Genomic DNA, 6749 nt, shown 5'->3' on the forward strand with positions numbered 1-6749 from the left:
CCACCAATCTTTTCCAAGCATACTTACTTAATTGATTCTTCATCCTATTATTTTTTCCTGCTTATTAGAAGAATAAATTGAAAAAGCCCGGAGCAACTACCATCAACCAAACGGCAATTAAACCGGACTTCTATTTAGATTTGCTCTAAAAGATTATCAAATTATATTTTTTTATCTATAAATGGATTTCCAGTCAATCTGGAAATATTCTGCAGCATTATAAACAACACATTGCTTCCATTTGACCAACTTCTATTAAATCTTCTAATTTAAAGTTTCTAAGAGCAAGTCTATTTGCTATTTATATTAGCTTTTATTCTTAAATAACAAAGAGGAATTCTTCTTTTAATGTTTGCCTAATATACAAACATTTGAGAAAAGCATATATCTTTTTGTTGAAATTTATAAGATTTTAAAACACTATACTATTTTTTATCACTTCACCTTTTTTATGAGATAGGATTGCATTTTCAATCTCATCTAAACTATATTCTGCTTCTACAAAATCCTCTGCTTTAATCACTCCGTCTTTTATTAAATTAAAAGCTCTTTCAACATATTTGGGAGTAGTATGGAAAACTCCTTTCAATGTCAGTTGAGAATAATGTAATAGTTTGGTATCAACTGTAATAGAAGTTCCAGGTTTAGGCCCTCCAAATAAATTGACTATGCCGCCTTTTCTAGTCATATTAATTGTTTTTTCCCAAACATCAGGCAGACCAACAGCTTCAATAGCAACATCTACACCTCTATTATCAGGTGTAAGATTTCTTACCGCTTTAACCTGATCTTCAAGCTCTTTAACATTAATAACTTCAGCAGCTCCATATTTTTTTGCTTTTTCTAATCTTTTTTCTGAAAGATCAGTTGCAATAACATGGGCACCTTTTCTTACTGCTAAAGCAACGAACATCAATCCAATTGGCCCAACTCCGTTGACCACAACAAAATCACCTAGTTGAATATTGGATTCAGCAGTTCCATAGACTGCACATGCAAATGGTTCAGTTAGTGCTGCTTCTTTAAAATCCATATTATCTGGTATATGAAAAACATTTTGCTTTACTATATTTGCAGGTATTGCTTGATATTCTGCAAAAGCCCCTAAATTCCAAGTCATATTTTCACACATTGAATGCTGTCCCTGTTTGCAATAATAACATTCATTACATGGCGCGGAATTATGAGCTACTACTCTATCTCCTTTTTTAAAATCATCAACACCTTCTCCAACTTCATATACTACACCAGCTGATTCATGTCCAAATGGAGCAGGAGGATCCCATAATGGATGACCTCTTAAAAAAGTTTTTACATCTGTTCCACAAGTTAACGCAATATTATTTTTAATAACAATTTCTCCAGGATTAGCATTTGGAATTTCCGTTTCTTTAATTGATACGTCTTTTGGTCCATTAAATAAAGCAATCTTCATTTTATCATCCCTCTCTAATTTTAACTAAACTATTTATTGTCCATAGCTTTTGAATTTTTCAATCATAAGCTCCATTTCTTTATCATCTAAAATGGTTGGTTCTCCAACTGCCTTAGTGCGGTAAAATAATTCCGCAATAAATTCTACCTGTTCGGCTATCATAAATGCAGTTTCAATATCTTTACTACCTGCCAAAAGACCATGGTTTGCCATTAAGCAAGCATTATAGCCTTCCATAGCTTTATAATTTTTTTCTGCTAATTCTTGTGTTCCAAAAGTTGCATAATCAGCACAGGGGATTTTTTTACCACCACCAAAAGGAATTAAATATGATAAAGCAGGTATTTCCCATCTTAGTACAGAAATAGTTGTAGAATAAATTGAATGAGCATGAACTACTGCTTTTATATCTTCTCTTCTTTCATAAAATATTTTATGCATTGGATACTCACTGGAAGGTTTCCTTTTTCCATCTACAACCTTCCCATCAAGATCAAGAACTACAACATCTTCTGGCTCTGTTTTAAAATAGTCAATACCACTTGGACTTATCGCCATTAAATTTTTTTCAGCATTATAAACACTAATATTTCCTCCTGTACCCTTAGTCAATCCAGATTCAATAAGTTTTTTCCCATATTCTACTACCTTTTTTCTTTCATTCTCTAACAACATAGATAATAACCTCCATATTAAGTTTAAATCAATTATTAGTTATTAATTTTTCGATAAATATTACAGACAACCCCAAGGAAATAAATAATAACTGATTATTTTGAATTAATTCAAGTAACCACCTTCCATGCGGGCCAAGTGAAGCACGAACCATTTGATAAATCATTTTAACCCCATGAACTTTCTATTTCTTCTAATTCATTAATTTCATTAACTTCCTTAAGATCATCTTTTATTGCTTTATATGCAAAAACAATATAAGAGAAAATTGTGAATATGAAAAAGAACATTGAAAAAATTAAAAAAGCTGTCCCTTGAGCACTTAGAGTATTCCAAACAAAAGGAACCATCAAAACCCAAGATGAAAGATGAGCCCCTACATCTAAACTAGATATTAAATTTGTACCCTCTGGTATTGCAAAGTCAGCCTGTATAGCCAAATCTGTAACCATTGGAGCTAAAAATGTTCCGATAATTAAAATTCCGATCATAAAAACACTACCAATAATTACTCCTCTGACAATATTACCTTTAGACCATCCAGTAGCCCAGATAGCAAAGAAAGGTAAAACAGCTAAATCTGCAAATGGTAACATTCTATTTGCTCCTATTAAACTTAATAAAACTGCTAACAAAATTGTTATTGGAACAAGTAAAAGTCCTACAGCTACATTAGCGGGATGGCCAATAATTGTTGCAGCATCCAAGCCAATATATAGCTCTCTTCCTGGAAATCTTTTGTTCAAAAATTCTTTAACACCATCAGAAATTGGTATCAAACCTTCCATGAGCAGCCTAACCATTCTTGGAAAAATCAACATAACTGCACCTAAGGTAATTGATGTATTAATGATACTACCTATATTAGCCCTCAAGTCAACCGCTAGTGACGGTCCATAAGCAAGCAATCCTAAAATTAGACCTATGAATGCCCCAATCATTATTGGCTCACCCATAATACCATATTTCTCCTGTATTGCTTCTGGATCTGCGTCCATTTCGTTTAATACTGGGATATGATCAATTATTCTATTAATAACCCAACCAATTGGAGCCCATGAAACCGTATCTGTGTGAGGCAAAGAAACTCCTGGTAGTCCGAAAAAATCCTGCACAATAGGTGCTGTCCAATCTGCAAATTTCAAAACTATTACTATAGTTAAAAGACCAATTATAATCGATAAAGCCAAACTTCCAGTAGCAGCATAAACAAAAGCAGAGCCAAAAATGAAGTGCCAGTAATTCCACAAATCGATATTGAGAGTTTTAGTCCACTTAAAAGTTATCATTATAAAGTTTAACAATATTCCTAAAGCAAAAATCCACGGTACTATTGAAGTTGTTCCAAATGCAATTGCCGAAGCAGCAGGCCAACCAACATCCATTACATCAAGATTTAAACCAAAATTTTCAACCATTAGTTGTGTAACAGGACTTAAAGTGCCAACTAAAAGACCTATAACAAGATTGATACCTATAAAACCCATTCCAACTGTCAGAGCACCTCTAATTGCTTTACTTAGTTTAACTCTAAATATTACTGCCATAATAAAGAGAATAATAGGCATCATTACACTCGGTCCTAAATCAAGAATAAAATTAACTATTTCCATAACTTGCTGCATTATATTTCCTCCCTAATTTTATTAAGTTTTTAAATATGAAATAATTTCATTTAATGTTTTTTCTTCATTAATACCAGTTAAAAAAGAAACCCCATTCACTACAGGTAGATTATAATTTCCTCCAACTGGTCCTGTGGTTACTACCAAATCAGCTTTTGTATTTTCAATCTGGGATTTCAACTCTGAAATTTTACACTGATCAATCTCCACATTCATGCCTTTTTCTTTAAGGTAATCATAAATTTTGCTTTTTACTGCTGTAGATGTGGCAATTCCCGTTCCACAGGCCACAATGATTTTCTTTTTGCTTTTCATAATACACCTCCTAATAATTATTATTTTTGACAAATAAGTTATTTTGAAATAATAGTAATAATTCTTTATCATCATTACTACTTAAAATATTTTGTGTAGTTATTTTGTTCTGCATCATTTTTATTAAATTCTGAAGCACAATTACCTGCTTTGATTTGTCCTTTACAGCTAGTAAAACTATAAGCTTAACATTAACATTATTATCTGGGTCTTCCATACTCTTAAATTTGACCGGTTTTTTAAGTAATCCGACAGCAACACCTGCACTATTTACATGTTTTGAATCTGCATGTGGCAAAGCAAAACTTATAAATTTTGTCTTTAAACCTGTAGGAAATTTTTTTTCTCTATCTAAAACTGCATTAAAAAAACTTGTTTTGACTTTTCCTTTTTCATATAATTTTCCACTCAGTATTTTTATTGCTTCTATCTTATCCTGTGCTTCAAGATTCAGATTGATTAAATCTAAATCTATAAAAGTTTTTTTCAATTTTCATCACCTCTTTATATAATCTAATATTACTAATATTTTTAATATTCTTAATTTTAAAATATTTTATTAATTACTTTAATATAATATTTTTTAGATATTCAATATCATCCAAATCTCTTAATTTATTTAAAAACTCATCATTTTGAACAATATATTGAAATATTCTAAAAAAATCAGCTGCTGTTTCTTTTTTCTTTAATGCTAAAAGAAAAATTAAATCTACCTTTTCATTTCCCCAAACAATTGGCTTATCAATTGTAGCTAGAGCAATTTGTGATTTTTTAATATATTTATTTTCACCATGTGGAATTGCTATACCCTTACCAACTGCTGTGGACATTAGCAACTCTCTATCTATAATAGATTTAATATATGACTTTTCTACACAACCACTTTTATACAACTTATCAGCCAAAAATTTAATAACCTTTTCCTTTGAATTTAATCTAATATTTAAAAAGAAAAGCTTCTCACTAAACAATTTATTAAGAGTTTTTAATTTGTTAATAGAAACTTCTTTAATGGACGTATTAGTTATTTTTATTTTACTCAATTTATTTTTAATTAATTGAACATCTTTACTTGTTACAAGTGAACTAATATAAACAATTGGTGAATCGAGTTCATCTACTTTGAAATTTTCAAGTGGAACAGAACTAATTATTACATCCACTTCTTTTTTATAATTTTTTTGCTGTAGTTCTCTTATAGAAAATACGCCAATAATATTCAGATTAGAAATTTCGTTTTCTAATTTTGCAGATATCAATTGAGCAGTCCCTATCCCACTTCCACAGACTATTATTGCACTTAATTCTCCGTTTTTTCTTTCAAGAGCAGCACCTAAATGAAGTGCGATATAACCTATTTCTGCTTCTGGTAAACTAATATTTAATTTATTTTCAAATATTATATTGGTAGCCCAAGCAGCTCTATATACATTTGCATAATTTTTTTTGATTTCTTTTATCATTGGGTTTCTCAAGCTCATACCGTGTTTCAATCTATTTATTGTTGGCCTAAGGTGTAGAACTAATCCTAGTAATAACTGCCTTTCTTTTTTTAAATTTACACTAAGAATGTTTCCTGCCATAGCTATAATATCTTCAGCAATATTAATTATCTTTGGATCTGTATTTTTCAGTATTAATTCTATATTTTTTTCCTCTAAATTAAGCTGCTTTTTAGCTCCTAAAATATGTAGAGCTATATAACCAATTTCAGCTTCTGGAATTTTAATATCCAATTTTTCATGTAATTTTTCTGCAATTAAGTTGGCTATTAAAAATTCTTTTTTATCTCTCAAATTATCCAACTGCTCTTGCTCCATTTTTATATTTTTCTTGTTTTTCAATCTAGCAGTACTAATAGCAATATGAATTACTAAACCAGCAAAAGTTTCATCTGCAAAAATAAAACCTAGTTCTTCTTCTGTTTCCTCCAGTATCACCTCTATATGCTTGAAAGATATCCCCGGGAAAATTTGATTCAGTTTATTATATGTCTGTTTATCAATTCTCTTATCCATCTTAATATTAAAATCAGACTCAAAAAATATTTTTAATTCATTATCATCTTTAAACTCCCTTAACAAATCTACAACTGCTTCTCTCATGTCTTTTTCTTTGCCTTCCACAAATATACCATAATATCTCTTTCTAATTAATTTGAGTCTATGTTGTTTTAACCACTTATCTACTTTTTTTAAATCTTTGAATACAGTTGTTTTAGAAACGAACATTTCTGATGCTAAATTATCCATAGTTATCTTATTATTTTTTTGCAAAAGAGTCTTTAATATATACTGCTGTCTCTTGTTAGGTGTTAAAGAAATATCAATAGATTTAAATACAGATAATTTCTTTTCTAAACTAAGTCTTTTCTTATTATCCAAATCTAAATATACACCTACTCCTCTTTTGATAATAAGTTCGATTTCTCTTTCTTCAAACCAATTAACAAGTTTTTTTAAATCACTTCTAATTGTCCGAGAAGAAACTTCTAGTTCTTTTGCTAAATTTTCAGTTGTTAAAGGATCTTTAGTTTCTAATAAAATGGATAATAATTTTCTACTTCTTTTGTTGGGTAAGTCCAACATTTTAATCACCCTGGGTTCATAATTTTTTTAATGCTTGATTGTATAATGAACTTGAACTAATTAAAAAAATAATAAATAAAATGCCCATAGTGGACCAAACTGTAATAT

Annotated in this window: 6 protein-coding genes; all 6 read right to left on the reverse strand. The window is 30.0% G+C overall.

The annotated features are described in order from the left end of the window. Positions 1–412: 412 nt before the first annotated feature. Positions 413–1435 carry a zinc-binding dehydrogenase gene (locus tag LJ207_RS09680; protein WP_229346296.1) on the reverse strand — a complete coding sequence of 341 codons (1023 nt, stop codon included), beginning with the start codon at positions 1433–1435 and terminating at the stop codon, positions 413–415. Between the two features lie 33 nt (positions 1436–1468). Then, a complete protein-coding gene (locus tag LJ207_RS09685) occupies positions 1469–2110 on the reverse strand; it encodes an L-fuculose-phosphate aldolase (RefSeq protein WP_229346297.1) in 642 nt (213 codons plus the stop codon). 167 nt (positions 2111–2277) lie between these two features. Then, the gene (locus LJ207_RS09690) at positions 2278–3735 is read right to left on the reverse strand and encodes a PTS galactitol transporter subunit IIC (RefSeq protein WP_229346298.1); all 1458 of its coding nucleotides are present in this window, start codon (positions 3733–3735) and stop codon (positions 2278–2280) included. A 21-nt stretch (positions 3736–3756) separates the two neighbouring features. Then, positions 3757–4050, reverse strand: coding sequence for a PTS sugar transporter subunit IIB (locus tag LJ207_RS09695; protein ID WP_229346299.1), 294 nt, complete (start codon positions 4048–4050; stop codon positions 3757–3759). A 10-nt stretch (positions 4051–4060) separates the two neighbouring features. After that, positions 4061–4540: a PTS sugar transporter subunit IIA gene (locus LJ207_RS09700; RefSeq protein WP_229346300.1), complete on the reverse strand. Its 480-nt coding sequence runs from the start codon at positions 4538–4540 to the stop codon at positions 4061–4063. Positions 4541–4613: 73 nt separating this feature from the next. Next, positions 4614–6641: a BglG family transcription antiterminator gene (locus LJ207_RS09705; protein WP_229346301.1), complete on the reverse strand. Its 2028-nt coding sequence runs from the start codon at positions 6639–6641 to the stop codon at positions 4614–4616. Positions 6642–6749: the final 108 nt, after the last annotated feature.

Origin of the sequence: Halanaerobium polyolivorans (assembly GCF_020711195.1) — a bacterium.
GTDB classification, from domain to species: domain Bacteria; phylum Bacillota; class Halanaerobiia; order Halanaerobiales; family Halanaerobiaceae; genus Halanaerobium; species Halanaerobium polyolivorans.

Excerpts from the sequence above, each read along its gene's own strand:
- LJ207_RS09680 (WP_229346296.1), bottom strand. The coding sequence starts at position 1,435 with ATGAAGATTGCTTTATTTAATGGACCAAAAGACGTATCAATTAAAGAA.
- LJ207_RS09685 (WP_229346297.1), bottom strand. The coding sequence starts at position 2,110 with ATGTTGTTAGAGAATGAAAGAAAAAAGGTAGTAGAATATGGGAAAAAA.
- LJ207_RS09690 (WP_229346298.1), bottom strand. The coding sequence starts at position 3,735 with ATGCAGCAAGTTATGGAAATAGTTAATTTTATTCTTGATTTAGGACCG.
- LJ207_RS09695 (WP_229346299.1), bottom strand. The coding sequence starts at position 4,050 with ATGAAAAGCAAAAAGAAAATCATTGTGGCCTGTGGAACGGGAATTGCC.
- LJ207_RS09705 (WP_229346301.1), bottom strand. The coding sequence starts at position 6,641 with ATGTTGGACTTACCCAACAAAAGAAGTAGAAAATTATTATCCATTTTA.